General features: G+C 34.8%; 15 protein-coding genes and 1 pseudogene. 12 read left to right on the forward strand and 4 right to left on the reverse strand.

Annotation, left to right across the window (positions count from 1 at the left end; genetic code table 11):
- Positions 1-165 precede the first annotated feature (165 nt).
- On the reverse strand, positions 166-639 hold the full coding sequence (locus NSQ92_RS07635) for a hypothetical protein (RefSeq protein ID WP_047940133.1): 474 nt from the start codon (positions 637-639) through the stop codon (positions 166-168).
- Between the two features lie 120 nt (positions 640-759).
- Here NSQ92_RS07635 and NSQ92_RS07640 point away from each other — a divergent pair, with 120 nt between their 5' ends.
- Positions 760-1,371, forward strand: a complete 612-nt coding sequence (locus tag NSQ92_RS07640) for a CGNR zinc finger domain-containing protein (RefSeq protein WP_047940134.1) — start codon at positions 760-762, stop codon at positions 1,369-1,371.
- 692 nt (positions 1,372-2,063) lie between these two features.
- On the opposite strand, the gene NSQ92_RS26805 is transcribed toward NSQ92_RS07640, so the two are convergent.
- Positions 2,064-2,228, reverse strand: coding sequence for a hypothetical protein (locus tag NSQ92_RS26805; protein ID WP_438825713.1), 165 nt, complete (start codon positions 2,226-2,228; stop codon positions 2,064-2,066).
- A 302-nt stretch (positions 2,229-2,530) separates the two neighbouring features.
- Between NSQ92_RS26805 and NSQ92_RS07645 the strand changes: the two genes are divergently transcribed.
- Positions 2,531-3,097 carry a GNAT family N-acetyltransferase gene (locus NSQ92_RS07645; RefSeq protein ID WP_095257488.1) on the forward strand — a complete coding sequence of 189 codons (567 nt, stop codon included), beginning with the start codon at positions 2,531-2,533 and terminating at the stop codon, positions 3,095-3,097.
- A 95-nt stretch (positions 3,098-3,192) separates the two neighbouring features.
- Here NSQ92_RS07645 and NSQ92_RS07650 read toward each other — a convergent pair whose 3' ends face one another.
- On the reverse strand, positions 3,193-4,770 hold the full coding sequence (locus NSQ92_RS07650) for an FAD-dependent oxidoreductase (protein ID WP_095321349.1): 1,578 nt from the start codon (positions 4,768-4,770) through the stop codon (positions 3,193-3,195).
- Between the two features lie 455 nt (positions 4,771-5,225).
- On the opposite strand from NSQ92_RS07650, the gene NSQ92_RS07655 reads away from it, so the two are divergent.
- The 6 genes and pseudogenes from NSQ92_RS07655 to NSQ92_RS26810 all read left to right on the forward strand — a co-directional run.
- Positions 5,226-5,699 carry a hypothetical protein gene (locus NSQ92_RS07655; RefSeq protein WP_341152524.1) on the forward strand — a complete coding sequence of 158 codons (474 nt, stop codon included), beginning with the start codon at positions 5,226-5,228 and terminating at the stop codon, positions 5,697-5,699.
- A gap of 669 nt (positions 5,700-6,368) precedes the next feature.
- Positions 6,369-6,881 (forward strand): DUF3231 family protein, encoded by a 513-nt coding sequence (locus tag NSQ92_RS07660; protein WP_328283573.1) that lies wholly within the window; start codon positions 6,369-6,371, stop codon positions 6,879-6,881.
- A gap of 358 nt (positions 6,882-7,239) precedes the next feature.
- Positions 7,240-7,878, forward strand: a complete 639-nt coding sequence (locus NSQ92_RS07665) for an esterase/lipase family protein (protein ID WP_047940139.1) — start codon at positions 7,240-7,242, stop codon at positions 7,876-7,878.
- 25 nt (positions 7,879-7,903) lie between these two features.
- Positions 7,904-8,398, forward strand: coding sequence for an iron chelate uptake ABC transporter family permease subunit (locus NSQ92_RS07670; RefSeq protein WP_369988543.1), 495 nt, complete (start codon positions 7,904-7,906; stop codon positions 8,396-8,398).
- Between the two features lie 303 nt (positions 8,399-8,701).
- The gene (locus tag NSQ92_RS07675; RefSeq protein ID WP_341152525.1) at positions 8,702-9,682 is read left to right on the forward strand and encodes a phosphotransferase; all 981 of its coding nucleotides are present in this window, start codon (positions 8,702-8,704) and stop codon (positions 9,680-9,682) included.
- A gap of 205 nt (positions 9,683-9,887) precedes the next feature.
- Positions 9,888-10,147: pseudogene (locus NSQ92_RS26810) on the forward strand (multidrug ABC transporter ATP-binding protein); the annotation flags it as partial.
- Positions 10,148-10,310: 163 nt separating this feature from the next.
- Here NSQ92_RS26810 and NSQ92_RS07680 read toward each other — a convergent pair.
- Complete coding sequence (locus tag NSQ92_RS07680; RefSeq protein WP_047940141.1) at positions 10,311-10,502, reverse strand: CsbD family protein; 192 nt, start codon at positions 10,500-10,502, stop codon at positions 10,311-10,313.
- Between the two features lie 310 nt (positions 10,503-10,812).
- On the opposite strand from NSQ92_RS07680, the gene NSQ92_RS07685 reads away from it, so the two are divergent.
- The 4 genes from NSQ92_RS07685 (at position 10,813) to NSQ92_RS07700 (ending at position 13,928) form a co-directional block, all read left to right on the forward strand.
- Positions 10,813-11,589 (forward strand): acetoin reductase, encoded by a 777-nt coding sequence (locus NSQ92_RS07685; protein WP_047940142.1) that lies wholly within the window; start codon positions 10,813-10,815, stop codon positions 11,587-11,589.
- Positions 11,590-11,615: 26 nt separating this feature from the next.
- Complete coding sequence (locus NSQ92_RS07690; RefSeq protein ID WP_268874878.1) at positions 11,616-11,750, forward strand: hypothetical protein; 135 nt, start codon at positions 11,616-11,618, stop codon at positions 11,748-11,750.
- Positions 11,751-12,256: 506 nt separating this feature from the next.
- On the forward strand, positions 12,257-12,973 hold the full coding sequence (locus NSQ92_RS07695; protein WP_341152526.1) for a lysozyme inhibitor LprI family protein: 717 nt from the start codon (positions 12,257-12,259) through the stop codon (positions 12,971-12,973).
- Between the two features lie 100 nt (positions 12,974-13,073).
- Positions 13,074-13,928, forward strand: a complete 855-nt coding sequence (locus tag NSQ92_RS07700) for an AraC family transcriptional regulator (RefSeq protein WP_328283571.1) — start codon at positions 13,074-13,076, stop codon at positions 13,926-13,928.
- Positions 13,929-13,942 lie beyond the last annotated feature (14 nt).

A 13,942-nucleotide genomic window follows, 5' to 3' on the forward strand; every position in this document is an offset into this window, starting at 1 on the left:
AGTATGATACATGAAATTTTAAAGATGACTAGATTAGGAGAATTTAATACTAGTTGATAAAAAAATTATTTTAAATGATATGGTTTAAATTAAATACCTTCACTTTATTGGAAGAGTCTGTCACTAAGGGATACGTATGTTCTTAGTGACAGGCTTTTTTCTGAATTATGTTTGGTTTGGAACTTTAATCGATTTTATCATCTGTCGTATTGATCCGAGATGGTAGGCGGAGTGAGCGAGCGCCCCTAACAAACCATGCGATGTTTGTTTATCTAAGGAGCCAAGAGAATCAATCTTTTTTATTAGTTTTGTGTATTCTTGTTGAAGTTCGTCAGTAAATTGAGCCCATGTGATTTTATCAACGGTTGTGATTTTCCATGATGCTCCCCAGTCCTTACTGGGTACTTCCCCATTTAAGTAAGAGTTCGCAACCCATAAGTAATAGCGGGTATGATCTGTTTGTGCGGCGATTGTCGTACCGTTGACAGGTATTGAAGCATCTTCTGCCGATATCTTTTCAAGTGTTCCGAATAAACCACTACCAGGTTTCGCTTCTGTGTACCAGCTTGCGTTTTCTTCAGGTCCAGCATATGTTTCCTTCAACAATGTTCTAACAGCCACCAACATCGGATTGTCCATCTCAGTACCTCCTAAATTCAGTGTTTAACCATCAAAAATACTTTTGATGGTTAAATTATAGCTAGGTTGATTCTAACTGTCAATTTGTATTATGATAGTTATAGTAAAGGAGCTTTGAATATGTCGGAAATGAACTCTTATATGATGGTCGGAGAACGTTTGTGTATGGATTTTATCAATACTGTCAGTTGGCGGGAAAGTGATGAGAAAAGGCGGGATTGGTTTACGAGTTACGCTAAAATAGTCGACTGGTGCATCCATGCTGACGTCTTGACCAAACAAAAAGCAAAAGTACTTCTTTTAAAGGCCGAGGAGAAACCGTCTGAAGCGGGAGAAGTTCTAAAGCGGATTATCGAAATGCGGGAGGTCATGTATCAAATCTTCAAGTCCGTTTCAAAGGGGACATCGCCACATCCGCTAGACCTTGAATGTTTCAATGGTTTTGTAAGTAACTTCTACCAAACTTTGCGTGTAATCCATGAAAAGGATCATTACACGTTGAAGTTCATGGATAACGAGGAAAACTTGGACACTATGCTGCCTCCAATTTTGCAATCTGCTGTTGATTTACTTGTTTCTAAAAACGATTTAGAACGAGTCAAAAAATGTGAGGGCGACTCTTGTGGATGGTTATTTTTTGATACGAGTCGGAATAGGAGCCGTCGCTGGTGTTCAATGGCTGATTGCGGCAATCGAGCTAAAGCCCGCCGATTTTATCAAAAAGAAAAGTGATTAGATTCTCTCTGTGTAGAAATAGTAATTGGACAGGCAGGAAATAACAGTGGGTTTTCAATAATTATAGACTTGTTTAATAAATAAATCGTAGCTTATAAGCTATATCATCAATTTTGGTGATTGCCCCTTGGTGAAGTCTTAGCAAAATGAGGAAACCATAAAGGCATAATCATCCATTCTGATCAATGCAGCGTCTACGCTTCTTATACATATCAAAAAATATGATTAAAGAAAAAATTTAGTCAGTAGTATGTCACGCCGAGGAAACTATTGAGAAAACACAGTCATTGAGCCTTTTCATTCGAATGTAAAATTAGAGAGGGTTCAAAAGAAGTAACAGAACATGTAGAACAGTTTATGAGGATCATAGCGAGTAAACATATGCTGCCTGTTACCAATAGAGATTGGCAACAGGCAGCATATGTTGGTATTTTATTACTGCCCCATTTGGCTAGGTCAGTCTAATCTAAAAATATAATTTTTTAACTTTTGCATTCCTAATAACCTCTGTTATAAAGTTGCCCGATAACTTAGAACAGAACTTTCATTAATTGCCCGAAAGGAAGCCTAAAAAGTGTACGATATTTAATCTACATCTTTTATGCTTATTTTATTGATGTGAAGTAAAACTAGCATATTCATAACATTCTCTCGCCATTAACAATACTATAGTAGCCAACTTTAGCTAATTAAAAATCAATCGACTCATTATCCAATTGCTGCTGAATGGTCTTTACTTGTTGAAGTGTTTGCTCCTTCGTTAAATTATCTCTTTCCATTCCTATCATAATGTAAATGGACTTAGTAGTTATAAGAGTATTATAGTTATAGGCAAAAAAAGAAACTAAATAAATACGTGATAGATCTAGTTAAGAACAAATAAAATTTGGTTTATGTAATTGTAAGGTTTGATTTAATAGGAGGGGAATCATTGAAGTATAAAAATTGGGTATTTTACGAAAATTTTGATGGTAAGAGTTTAAATGAAAATATTGAGTGGTGTTTTGAACCAAAGAAAGGATTTATAAACACAAACTCTTCTTAAATTGTTTATGCTTCTTTTTTGTTTTTTGTTCTGCTACTAACAGGGATAGTTAGTTACCCAGAGAATATAATAAATACAATCATAATTTAAGTATTAGAGGGGGAATTTTAAATGAATCCTATTTTATTAGATATTCCGTTACAAATCGAAACAGATAGACTGATTCTTCGAGCACCGCTTCAAGCTGGTGACGGCGATGTCGTATGCCAAGCTATAAAGGATTCATTTCATGAGTTAAAGCAATGGTTAAGCTTATTTCAAACAATGCCTACTGTTGAAGAAATAGAAATTATCTTGAGAAATGCCCATATTGATTTTTTGAAAAGAGAAAGCTTTCGTTATCTTATCTTTCATAAGGCAACTAACGAATTTATTGGAACTGCTAGCCTTCACGGAATTAATTGGAAGATTGCTAAATGTGAAATTGGATACTGGATTAATACAAAATATACTGGCAAAGGATATATGACAGAAGCAGTAAGAGCGTTAGTTAACCATGGTTTTCAACAACTCAATTTTAGCAGGATTGGAATAAGATGTGAATCAACAAATGTTAAAAGTCGTTCGATTCCAGAAAAACTAGGTTTTGAATTAGAAGGAATTTTAAGAAATGATGATTTATCCGCAGATGGCAGCAAGCTAACTGACATTTGTATTTATTCAATAATAAAGGAATAATCCCACTTAAATTAATACGGGTGCTTTCGTTTTAATAAAAAAGTAGGTAAAAACAGCTGTATATGGTTCAGCTGTTTTTACCTACTTAATTTTAGTTAATAACCGGAGTCTTCTGAGGTAAGGTTATCGATCATTTTATAATCATATTTTTGTAATGGCTTTTCAGCTGGTCCTTCAAGCACTTCTCCTGTATACGAGAACCTAGAACCATGGCACGGGCAATCCCAAGATCGTTCACCATCATTCCATGCAACTTCACACCCCATGTGAGTACAAGTTGTATCGACAATATGAAGCGTACCTTCCTTATCTCTATAAGCTCCTTTTCTTTGTCCATTAATGTCAATAACAGCTCCCTCATCAGGGGATAGGTTATGGATATCGTTTTGAGGTATTTCTAATTTCCCTTTAATTAGGTGACTAACAACGTTCGCATTTTGCGTTAAGAAATTTTTTAGACTTGGATTCAAATTGAAACGGGAAGGAGAATACAATTCCTGGTACTTGCTCTTTTTACCGAGTATGGTATCTCGGAATAAAAGCGCAGCTGCAGTTCCATTTGTCATTCCCCATTTCCGGTATCCAGTAGCGATTAATATATTTTTTTGGCCGGAAGTAATTTCGCCAATGTATGGAATTTTATCCAGAGTAGTTAGATCTTGTGCTGACCAGCGGTAGATAATATTTTCAATTCCGAATACTTGTTGACCGAACGCTTCTAAGGCTTCGTAATGCTTCAGTGTTTCTCCGCCTTGTCCTGTTTTATGACTTTCCCCAGAAATGAGAATCATTTCTTCCCCATTAATTGTTGCATACCGGAGAGACCTTTTCGGCTCATCTGCACTAATATACATACCACCTGGATAGGCTGTTTTTACTTTTGCAGCAATAATATAGGAACGGTCTGCATGCATTCTTGTAGAATAAAGTCCAGCCCCCTCATAAAAGGGAAAATGAGAACAGGAAAGAACATATTTCGCTGTAATTCGTGCTCCCCCACGGGTAAGAACTGTGGGGTGTTCGCCAGTCTCGATATTTACAGCTGTTGTATTTTCAAAGATGTATCCTCCTTTTTCGGTGATTATTTTGGTAAGATGAGCTAAGTACTTAAGTGGATGGAATTGAGCTTGATTTTTCATAACAAGTGCATTATATATTTCTAAATCGAAAGGAAGTTTGTTTACGAGTTTTCCTTCAATATGAAGCTCCTCATAGGCTTTTGCTTCTTTTTCTAGTTTCCGTGCATATTCTTCTGTTGTGGTATATACATAGGCATCTTGATGAGTGAAATCACAATCAATTTGATGCTTATTGACCGTTTCTTGAATAAATTTTAAAGCATCGGTGTTCGCCTCGTAATATAATCTTGCCGTGTCTTTCCCGGCATAGCGAATTAGTTCCTCATAAATTAAATCGTGCTGGGCAGTGATTTTAGCTGTGGTATGTCCCGTTGTCCCATTCAGTAATTTGTCTGCTTCGATAATAGCAACTTTCAGACCTTCATTCACCAACAGATAGGCGGAAGTAATGCCTGTAATGCCACCACCTACAATAGCTACATCAACTTGCATGTTATCCTCAAGGCATGGGTACTCTGGTAAATGAATAGTGTTTGTCCAATAAGATTCGGTGTTAGGTGGTAATTTTTCATTGTAATTAGCGTTGTCGGCCACTTTAACTCCTCCATATAATAGTTTATACCATTATTATTTCCATTTGCTAGAAGGATAAACTTAGTTTGGAAAACTGTATCGTTTATAAAGGGGAATAAAAGTGAATTTATGACCTATTTTCATACGTATTTAGGCTGTACCCATATAAGTCCTAATATATAAACATGTGTAAAGAGAAGTATAAAAAAATATTAACAGATTTTCAAGGAAGGGGAAACATTACCTAAGGGAACAAGTAACTTATATACCATTTAAGACTTAATAGAAAAATTTTTTCCTGGTAAAAAGAATGGAGTGTAAAAAATACAGATTACGCTAAATAAACAATAGAATAAGTCTAATATGAACTGGGAAAAGTGATTGCCTTAATTAGCCCATTCTTTATATAAAATACTTTTTATATTTTTCCTGTTATTGGGAATATTATTCCCAATGGATGAATAGGAGGATTGTTAATGAAGTTGATGAGGCATTCAAGGGGATTACTAGTATTGATGATGTTTCTGTCTTGGTTTTTCCTTCCTTTAATAGGGAAAGATGCTGTAAAAAGATTTTTGCCAGCAGGGTTGTTTATAGCTTTGATTGTCACCATAGAAGATATAATTGCAAAAAAGCGAAAATGGTGGTGGTGGTACGAAAAAATTCATCCAAAGCTATCTGGCATTGTTCCTTTTTTATGGGGCCCATTTTTTATTGGTTCCTTGTGGATTTTAAAATGGATTTACGGCAAATACTTCAGATACATTTTTATAAATTTAGTGGTTGATTCGATCTTCGTCTATTTCTTGGTAGATTGGTTAAAAAAATTAGGAATTGCTTCGTTAGTTCGATTAAAAAAGTATCAACTATCATTGTTATTCTTTTTTAAATCCTTACTTTTATATGGCTTTCAGTTTGTAAAGGAAAGAAAATCATTAAAAAAAAAATAGTGATAACACTCTTGTCTAATGGCTAGATGCTAACGTATTGTTAGTAGAACAAAGCCTTTTTGTGACTACATTAAAGACATCACTACTTAGTATTGAAAGCAATATCGTTAAATAGTTCAGCTATTTATGAAGGAAAATGACCATTTTAAAGTAATAAACGACAAGAACAAAGAAATTAGCTATAGTGTTAGTTGATTTTCTCGGATAATAAACCGATTAGTACATATTAGAGGTAACTTAGGGGGATGGTTACTGTATTATCTCTACTTGGGGGTTACTTATGATAGTACATGGTTGGCTGGAACAGCCCCCGATGGGATCAAATCGTGATGAATTAATAGGAAAATGTGTTCTCTTTAACTTATTGGGATCGAAATATTTCTGTCCCATCATCGTTTATTTTTAACAAGTTTTTTTCCTTCATTGTACTTTCAGACTTTTAGTTTATTGCTGTGAGTCAACATATTAAGTGATTTCAGCATCTATTTCCTTAAAAAGACTAAAAATCGGGTGTTGTCTATTAGCATAATATTAATCATTGTTGTGATAGCTTATATTATTTGAAAAAAACGACCGTAATATCAATAATCTTCTCTATTGTTGGAAAAGCTATGGAAGTGCGAACAGATGCACTAACTAGAGAATTACTTAACATGAAGGAGGATTATAATGGGGATTTTATCTGGAAATCCAAAGGAAGAGCCCTTACACTATGGGGAAGTTTTTGATATTTGGGCTTCCCTATTGGCCGGAAACAGTATGACAGCAGGTTACCAAACGATGTTGAATCATGCTGGTGATGGGGATTTAAAGAAGTTATTAGTCGAAGCTATTGAAACTTGTCAGGAAGAAAAAAAACAGCTAGAAGAAATTCTGAAAGAAAATGGTGTCGCTACACCACCAGCTGCTCCCGAACCTCCTGAAGCATGTTTAGAGGATATTCCAGTTGGAGCAAAAATTCCAGATCCTGCAATAGCAGCTACACTTTCTGCTGATATTGCTGCGGGCTTAGTTACCTGCAGCCAAATAATTGGAAAATCCATCAGAGAAGACGTTGCTGCTATGTATGGTCAATTTCATACCAAAAAGGCAGCTCTTGGAGCAAAAGTTCTTCGCTTAAATAAAGAAAAAGGCTGGCTTATTCCACCGCCATTACATCTTAATAAACATGGTGATTGTTAATTCTCAAACACGGTTAGTACTAGCCGTGTTTTTTTATTTTCTAGCTAACAAGCTATTCACGAATTGACGCTGGGGTCGATGAGAGGATGTATGTACATAAAAGATAGTATTGTTTAATAACTTAGTCTCTGTTTTGTTTACTTTTGTTGAAGAGGAGGAAATGAATAAAAAAGGTTTATTACAATAATGAAAAAGAAAAGGAGTTTTGTATCATGTATTTTTGAGTAAAGTTGTGGATCCAAAAGGCATATTCATATAATCTTTAAACAGACTAGAAAAAGTTACCGGTTGTTTCTGCTCTTAAAATATATAACAATGATATAGCAAGATAGCAGTCAACCAAACAGGGAGGAACATCATGAGAAAAACTAAACTATTATTATCACTAACTATGAGTATCGCGATAATCATTTCTGTTATGGGGATGAAACCAACTGTTTTAAAAGCTCAGACAACTGGACATGATCCAGTAATCTATGTTCATGGAACTGGCGGCAGCAGTACAAACTTTCTTGCGATAAAAAATTATTTGCTTAAGCAAGGCTGGTCTTCTGATGAATTATTCGCAATTGAATTAATTGATAAAACAGGCAACAGCTTGACGAATGCTAAGCAGCTTGAATCATATGTAGATAAAGTGTTAAAGGAAACGGGAAAAAACAAAGTAGATATTATCGGTCACAGTGCTGGTGGAATCAATACCCTTAAGTATATCCAAAATACGGGCGGAACGAAGGTAAATGATGTGATTACATTGGGATCTCCAAACAAATTCATTACGTCAAAAGCACCTGTGGGAAAAGATCCTAATCATAAAATCCTTTATACTTCTATTTACAGCAAAAATGATTATTTAGTTCCTAATATGCTCTCAAAATTGGAAGGCGCTAAAAACATACAAATAAGCGGTGTTGGCCATTTAGGATTAGTAGTAAATAGTAAGGTAAATGAGTTAATTAAAGAAGCTTTAAATGGTGGGGGAAAAAACACCAATTAAGATAAGAATAATAAAGAGCCCTTCGATGTTTAGTATAAGCATGGAAGGGCTCTTTTATTATGGAAAAATTAAATTTGGGGTTAGCAGTGGTACGATTTTATCCCAATTTGGTGTCGCGTTTGGTGCTTTTGTTGGAGCTATGATTACTACATTATGTGGTTCCTTCTCTAGCCTCATTATTTATTTTTCTAATAAATGTGATGGTATCAAAACAGTTATTTTTGGGTCTATGGGAAGCTTAGCATCATCTAGTTGGACAAAAGTCCCTATTATGGCAGTAGTCATTATGCTAGGGTGCATTTTGTTTCTTTTTCAATATCGCGTGTTAAACACAAGGCTACTTTGGGATGAATCTACTATTACTTTGGGAATTGATTTAAGCGTTTTCCGTAAATCTTACATGATTGCTACTGCTCTGGTTACAGGAACATTGGTTGCATATGCAGGAATGTTTGGTTTTGTTGGGCTTATTATTCCCCATATATGTAGAAGTGTTTTTGGGGAAGATTATAAACGTTAATGCTAGGAACATTTCTAGTAGGAGGCTTGCTTTTAATTTGAGCGGATATTCTACCAAAGAACATTAATACATAATGTTGAATTGCCTATAGGAATCATTATATTTGTCATTGGATCACCGCTATTTATCTACAGGAAGCAAACGTTATATGAAAACAAAGAATTTAAAATGGAAAATCTAGTGGAAAATCTCCCGTTTTTTAGTAATAACATGTTACAATATACTTCATTTAAAAAAAATGGAAATTTTGATTATAATTTATATATCAATTATTTATAGGAAATTGTTGAGGGGAATATCTACATGTCGAAAAAAAAAGGAACTATTCCGTGGTCCCAAGAGAACTATTACGGAAGAATAATTGATTGGATTGTGGAAGAACTAGACAAAGTAAATTTACGAGTACAAGGTAATATAAAGCATATAAAAGAAACCGATCTGACACTCCTACTTCGTGTGCCAACAAACGAGGATAATTATTATTTTAAGGCAGTTGGTTCAGTACTAAAGTTTGAGGCAGCCCTAAGCAAGGAATTATATAGGAAATGCCCTGAAAGAACAGGTGATATACTAGCTATAAATGAAACAGAAGGATGGCTATTGATGAAGGATTTTAAAGGCCAGCCCTTACGGATACAAAAAGATAAAAAACTTTGGCAAAAAGCTATAGGGGATTATGCTGAACTTCAAATTTCACAAATCGGTAACGTGGATAAGTTTTTACAGATTGGGGTTCCTGATCGAAGAATGCCTATTCTTAAAGAGGAAATCAACCAGTATTTAGAAGAAATGTGTCTAACAGGGTTAAGCAAGGAAGAAACTAATCAGATACTTTCACTCTTGCCAATATTACTTGAGATGTGTGATGAAATGGCATCCAATATACCAGCTTCAATTGAACATGGGGACCTTCATACAAACAATATTAGAATTGTGGAAAATAAATTTGTATTCTTTGACTGGGGTGACGCATCAATTTCACATCCCTTCTTCAGTACCCGAGTTTTCTGGCATGCGCTTGATAACTTAATTTCATCAGAAACTGAATGGTTGGGTATGGTAGAAGAATTTCGTCCATATTACCTGGAACCTTGGGCCAGATTTGGGTCAATGAAAGAGATTGATAAAACTCTTCGGATTTCTGATGAGCTAGCATGTATTCAAAGAGCGCTAAGCTGGCATTTATATATCACACCAAATAGACAAGATAAATCTGATTCTAATCATAAACCTTTGCAATGGCTTCGGTTATTACTTGAACATCGTACTTTATTAGGAAAGTAATGCACTTTGAACTTCAATGAGATACACCACTGAGAACCATATCATAAATAATGAATGAATCCTCCAACAAAGGTACTTTAGTTGAGGATTATTTAAATAACTTAAACTACTATATTATTAACTTAGAATTTTGCGAAATAAATTAATAATCAACTTCACTATTTTATGAACAACTATTGATATATATCCGAAAGGGAGAAATTTAAATCCATCTATATTAATTCTTGATCAAGCTACTTCAGCTTGAGATACTGAAACCGAAGCAGCTATACAAAGAGCATCCACTGAATTGTCACAAAGAAGAACTATCTTAGTCATCGCCAGCTGGTTTGCGACATAAAAATTGCTGATTGTATTCTAGTGATTCCGGAAGCAGGCATACAGAAACAGGGAACTTATAAAGAATTAATTCAAATAGGAGGGACATACACTAGACTTCGTCATACTCAGTTTCGTGTCGACTAAAAATTTTACCGTTAACGTAAGATTGATATGGATCCAGTTTTGGATAATATCTTGCCAACCAACTATAAAATAAAGGAAAAAAGTGTAATCACCAAAAGAGATTACGCTTTTTTCCTTTAACAAGACTTTTTGTCTGGTAATAAGACGTCCCTTTTTGTTTTCATTATTTACGGTCGGCATCTTCTTTAAATTTTCCTGCTGTTTCCTGCATTTTTCCTTTCAGCTTATCTTTTTTACCATCAGCTTGCATACTCGTATCGCCTTTCGCGTTACCAATCTGATCCTTTACTTCGCCTTTTACTTTTGATACACCACTTTTTACTTTATCTGCGATACTATGTTTATTTTCTGCCATGATTGATCACTCCTCATTTTATGTTATGTTTAATTTGTACCCTGTTGTTTTTTTCGTTAAACGTTCGGCTGATTGATTTAGTGATAAAGGTAGAGCATATATAGATGATTAACAAATTCCAACATCAATCATACAAACAAACTCTCATAATACATCCACTGAAACATGATTTTTTGAGGGTCTTGGAGACCAAAATTAAAAATTGCTTGAATTCAAATGTTTTGATTTTTATTTTATAGGTAATTTATATAATTAAAGTGACAGAAAACTGATTTTTCTGTAATAATTTATTACAAGAGGTGTTTATTCAATGAGTAAAGTTGCAGTTATTACAGGTTCAGCCGGTGGTTTAGGTCGTGGTATTGCAGAACGTTTACTTAAAGATGGTTTCAAAGTAGTAATACATGATATCAATCAAGAGTTATTGAATGCCACTCTAGAAGAAATGAAATCTCAAAATGCTGATGTAATTGGTGTTGTGGGAGATGTTTCAAAGCGAGAAGATCAGTTTAATCTTGTCCAAAAAGCAGTAGACGCATTTGGACGTTTAGATGTATTTGTTAACAATGCAGGTGTTGATGCAGTTAAACCTTTCTTGGAAATTGAAGAAAATGAATTAAACCGCCTATTTAACATCAATGTAAATGGTGTAGTTTTTGGTACACAAGCTGCTGCTAAACAATTTATAGCGCAAGGCTCAAAAGGTAAAGTCATAAACGCTTGCAGTATAGCAGGTCATGAATCTTTTGAAATGTTAGGTACTTATTCTGCTACAAAACATGCAGTACGTTCATTTACACATTCTGCTGCGAAAGAGCTTGCCAAATATCAAATTACTGTTAATGCTTATTGTCCAGGGATTGCGAAAACAAAAATGTGGGATCGAATTGATGAAGAAATGGTACGTTATAGTAATGGTGCTTTACAACCAGGTGAAGCATTTGCTCAGTATAGTGCAGATATTGCGTTACAGCGTTATCAAACACCAAGAGATGTAGCGAACTTAGTATCATTTTTAGCTTCTGATGATGCCGATTATATTACAGGACAAGCAATCTTAACAGATGGTGGCTTAGTTTATCGTTAATTTTCTAAAGTTTATTGGAGGCTGCTGTGTCTGTAAATGCAGACTGCAGCTTTCAAATTCATTTTTTAGCTGCTTTCTACTTATTCTTTGTTGTTTCTACGCTTGTTATTATTGATACCATTCTTTTCAAACCAACTTTCAAACGGTTGTCTACATTCTAAATATCAGCAAAACAGGAAATAGTCTATTGGCGCCTTTCTAGATAACGCTAATAGAGCCAAAAACCGTTCCTTTATCCCCAAATAAAATCTTCATTTTATCTCGCTTTCTATTACAAATACAAAATAGATTAGGAGAAAAAGAATTTAGCTCAAAAAAAGCCAATCCACCAATTATTTTTTTGTATCCGTATTTTCTTATTACTAGAAAGATTCAATCAACAGTCACTTTATTTAATATGAGTTTTCAGTACCTTTATCAGGAGAAGAAGTGAATTAAATCTAAGAATAAGCTTTTTTCTTCAGTATCCCAAGCCATTGTCATAGTAAAACATTGTTTTATGAACTAAAGCTCCCAAATTATATCTAAGAATTGGATAAAAATCCTTTTCTATCATTTACACAGTTATTTATTAGCGAAAAAGGAAGAAATTTGGGAATCTATGTTAAAATAGATATGGAAGGTTAAACTTTTCGGACAAGACATAAAGAGATTGGAGTTTTACAAAATGAAAAAAAGCAGTATATTTTTTGCAGCAACCTTGCTTGTTCTTTTATTAGCAGGTATGTCTGCATGCAGCAATGCATCAGAAAGTGATTCATCGAACAACTCAAATAATAATCAGTCAGAAAGTGATTCATCGAACAACACTAATAATAATCAGTCAGAAAGTGATTCATCGAATAACACTAATAATAAGCAGTCAGAAACTGATCAGAAAGCAGAAAACACAGACGTTTCTTCTCCGTCTAATGAAGCATCTGCAGATAGGACAGAAACTGCTGTAAATAGTAAGAATAGCAAGATGGACAAACCGGCGAGCGAAGATAAATCGCAAGCAGTTGATAAAGTAGAAGGAAGAAAAGCAGAGTTTATCGCAAAGTTAGATAACATCCAAAAAGAAGTAGATGCTATGCCTGATAAGAAAGATTCAGATAAAGGGGTAACAAACGCGATGATTAACTACTATGGCGTATCCTATGAGAAGTATGATGAGGCTCTGAACGAGATTTATAGCATTTTAAAGGCAGAGTTATCACCAGAAGTAATGAATAATTTGAAAACAGATCAAGTGAAGTGGATTGAACAAAAGGAAGCGGCAGCAAAGGAAGAGAGATCAAAATATAGTGGCGGTACGTTTGAAAATGTTGCTAATTATATTTCTTTATACGAATCCACTAAGAAGAGATGCTATGAATTAGTGAATGAGTATATGGCAGATTAGCGGTCTTTATCATTCCATCTGGATACGACATTTATAGGCAGAATATGTCGGACGAAATGTCTCTAATTTTTATAAGATAGGAAGTGAAAGGAGGGATTCTATGGACTGGCTGGATAGAATGAATCATGTACTAGACTACATAGAAGCAAATCTAGAAGGAGAGATAGACTACAAAGAATTAGCCAAAATTGCGTACTGTTCTGAGTTTCATTTTTCGAGAATGTTTGCATCTATATCAGGATTTACTCTATCTGAATATATAAGACGAAGACGTTTAACGCTTGCTGCTTTTGAATTACAAAAAAGCGATAGGCGGATTATTGAAATTGCTCAATTATATGGTTATGAATCGGCTGATTCTTTTTCTCGTGCTTTTAAAAAACTACATGGAATAAAGCCTTCAGAATGCCGTCATCAAGGAACACAGCTAAAGGCCTTTCCAAAAATCTCCTTTCAAATCACTATGAAAGGAGACACAGAAATGGAATATCGAATCGAAAATATAGACTTTGAAGTAAAGATTGTTGGGAAAAGCAATTCGGTTCAAACAAGCAGAGCCTTTAAAACGATTCCGACCATCTGGAGCAAAGCGAAAAAAGATGGATTTATGCAGGAATTGATTGACCTGTCATGGGAAAATCCAAAGTGCTCATTGGAAGGGATTTTAGGTATATGTGGAAAAGAAGCCGCCATAATGGACGAGGAATTCAATTATTTTACGGGTGTCCGATATGAGGGAGAAGCAAAGAATGGGATGGAAAGCATCTTTATTCCTCCAGCAACATGGGCTGTTTTTCCCAATATCGTAGAAGCTTGGAAACGATTATATTCCGAATGGGTTCCTACCTCTGGATATGAGCTTGCCAATTTACCATGCATAGAATGTTATTATGGCCCAGGACATAAGCCGCGCCATGAACTCTGGGTGCCCATTATTCCTAAACCATCCAAGTAACTTTTAGAAAAACA

This window comes from Niallia sp. FSL M8-0099, from assembly GCF_038006945.1.
GTDB lineage: Bacteria > Bacillota > Bacilli > Bacillales > Cytobacillaceae > Niallia > Niallia circulans.

Excerpts from the sequence above, each read along its gene's own strand:
- NSQ92_RS07635 (WP_047940133.1), bottom strand. The coding sequence starts at position 639 with ATGGACAATCCGATGTTGGTGGCTGTTAGAACATTGTTGAAGGAAACA.
- NSQ92_RS07640 (WP_047940134.1), top strand. The coding sequence starts at position 760 with ATGTCGGAAATGAACTCTTATATGATGGTCGGAGAACGTTTGTGTATG.
- NSQ92_RS07645 (WP_095257488.1), top strand. The coding sequence starts at position 2,531 with ATGAATCCTATTTTATTAGATATTCCGTTACAAATCGAAACAGATAGA.
- NSQ92_RS07655 (WP_341152524.1), top strand. The coding sequence starts at position 5,226 with ATGAAGTTGATGAGGCATTCAAGGGGATTACTAGTATTGATGATGTTT.
- NSQ92_RS07660 (WP_328283573.1), top strand. The coding sequence starts at position 6,369 with ATGGGGATTTTATCTGGAAATCCAAAGGAAGAGCCCTTACACTATGGG.
- NSQ92_RS07665 (WP_047940139.1), top strand. The coding sequence starts at position 7,240 with ATGAGAAAAACTAAACTATTATTATCACTAACTATGAGTATCGCGATA.
- NSQ92_RS07670 (WP_369988543.1), top strand. The coding sequence starts at position 7,904 with ATGTTTAGTATAAGCATGGAAGGGCTCTTTTATTATGGAAAAATTAAA.
- NSQ92_RS07675 (WP_341152525.1), top strand. The coding sequence starts at position 8,702 with ATGTCGAAAAAAAAAGGAACTATTCCGTGGTCCCAAGAGAACTATTAC.
- NSQ92_RS07680 (WP_047940141.1), bottom strand. The coding sequence starts at position 10,502 with ATGGCAGAAAATAAACATAGTATCGCAGATAAAGTAAAAAGTGGTGTA.
- NSQ92_RS07685 (WP_047940142.1), top strand. The coding sequence starts at position 10,813 with ATGAGTAAAGTTGCAGTTATTACAGGTTCAGCCGGTGGTTTAGGTCGT.
- NSQ92_RS07695 (WP_341152526.1), top strand. The coding sequence starts at position 12,257 with ATGAAAAAAAGCAGTATATTTTTTGCAGCAACCTTGCTTGTTCTTTTA.
- NSQ92_RS07700 (WP_328283571.1), top strand. The coding sequence starts at position 13,074 with ATGGACTGGCTGGATAGAATGAATCATGTACTAGACTACATAGAAGCA.